The sequence below is a fragment of the Lentilactobacillus farraginis DSM 18382 = JCM 14108 genome, from assembly GCF_000583655.1.
In the GTDB taxonomy this organism is placed as follows: Bacteria; Bacillota; Bacilli; order Lactobacillales; family Lactobacillaceae; genus Lentilactobacillus; species Lentilactobacillus farraginis.
In genome coordinates, this window is the sequence record NZ_BAKI01000105.1 from 1 (window position 1) to 1473 (window position 1473).

The 1473-nt window shown below is 39.7% G+C and carries 5 protein-coding genes; all 5 read right to left on the reverse strand.

Translation table 11 applies throughout. The features are described 5' to 3' along the window. On the reverse strand, positions 1–451 hold a 451-nt coding region (locus tag JCM14108_RS14195; protein WP_051996245.1), incomplete at its 3' end, for a YopX family protein. After that, a complete protein-coding gene (locus tag JCM14108_RS13875) occupies positions 444–692 on the reverse strand; it encodes a hypothetical protein (RefSeq protein WP_035181560.1) in 249 nt (82 codons plus the stop codon). The genes JCM14108_RS13875 and JCM14108_RS14195, both read right to left, overlap by 8 nt. Before the next feature lie 21 nt (positions 693–713). Beyond that, positions 714–860 (reverse strand): hypothetical protein, encoded by a 147-nt coding sequence (locus JCM14108_RS14890; RefSeq protein ID WP_169790396.1) that lies wholly within the window; start codon positions 858–860, stop codon positions 714–716. Continuing rightward, the gene (locus JCM14108_RS13880) at positions 857–1288 is read right to left on the reverse strand and encodes a hypothetical protein (RefSeq protein ID WP_035181562.1); all 432 of its coding nucleotides are present in this window, start codon (positions 1286–1288) and stop codon (positions 857–859) included. Before JCM14108_RS13880 ends, JCM14108_RS14890 begins: the two co-directional genes overlap by 4 nt. Further along, a partial coding sequence (locus JCM14108_RS14765; RefSeq protein ID WP_202807067.1) for a hypothetical protein occupies positions 1278–1473 on the reverse strand: 196 nt, incomplete at its 5' end. The genes JCM14108_RS14765 and JCM14108_RS13880, both read right to left, overlap by 11 nt.

The window sequence follows — 1473 nt, forward strand, 5'->3', positions numbered from 1 at the left end:
CCTCCAGTAGTTCTGGGTTCTCGTGCACGTTACCAATAATCTCAACGATATTAGAACCCTCACGAGAAGCGCATTCCAGCCATCCTGATGTGGAACGAGCTTTACCGCTCTCTTGCACTGCAAATCCAGCCCCGCGGTACGTAACTAGACCCACCCAATCCTGTTTTCGATAAATGTTTGAATGCCAGGCTAGAATGTCGCCCTCGTAAATTTCTTTGCCGTTCCTATCTTTTAAGCCAGTAAATTCATCAATATTCTCGTTGTCAACTGGTTTCCAGTATTCAAGCGTCGCGTATTCATCGTTTGCTTCTACCATTTCACCAACAATGTAGCTAAAGGCTTTGACATGAATCAAATTACCAAAAACAAAATGTCCTTTGTGTGGAACAACATCATCACCAAATTCGCTAATGTCTTTGACATAACCTCTGAATTTAATCTGTCTATTCATTTATCTGCCTCCAATAGTCCTCCGCATCCTGAAATTCCTTAACAACGTAAGCAGTAAACTCTTTGCGATTTTTCAAAATATTTTTAGACATATCAGTTAAGCTACATAAATCTTCATGCATTGAAAACTCGTCTAATTTTTCCAGAAAAGAGCTTGCAATAAAGCCAGCCGAATTAAACCCATTCATACGGTCTGGTAGTAAGACATTTTCTACATAATTTTTAGCTTCTTGCGATAACATTTGCCGCTCACTCCAATTCACTTATTTCCCATGCACGAATGGCTTATCAATGTGTTCCAGTTCCCACAGCGCTACTTTTAGCCCTGGCGAATACTCACCGTTTCCACTATCGTCATCGCTTAGCATCGTCAGCAAGCGAGTTTTCAACTCTTTCAGATCATCGCTCATTTGATTACCTCCTCAACAACCTCACCTACCAGATATTTTTTGAAATATTTAATTTCATCATCAGTAACCCAAACTGGATCAGGCTTCCCCAATATTTGATAATAATTATTGAAAAGACCATCAGTCACGTATTCTTTGTTGAATTCAATTCGAGTTGCATATTGCCCATTTGGCAATCTAAACGCTTTTCGTGGCTTTTTGACTACATAACCGTTCTTCAAAGCCTTAGCGTATTTATCCAAGTTTTCCCATAAATCATTAAATTCGTCAGCAGGTAGTCTGTACATCCATTTCGGAAGTTCTGATGTCGATGTGAGATCTCCAGTATTTATAGCATTTACATAGCTAGCGAAAAGGTTTAACTGATCTTTAACAAATTGCTTGCAAAGCTTATCAAACCACGGTTTAACCACTACTTTATCGCTCATTATTGTCTACCTCCATGACGTATCGGATTGCTTCCCAATGATGTTCCGCCAACCAATCCGAATGCCTGTAATAGTTATTCTCGATAATGTGGTGAATCAGGTAGTCAAATGGTTTATCCGTCAACCACGGTGATTGATACACGTTGGCTATCCAATCTTTAAACCATGCTGGCACATCAAGTGTC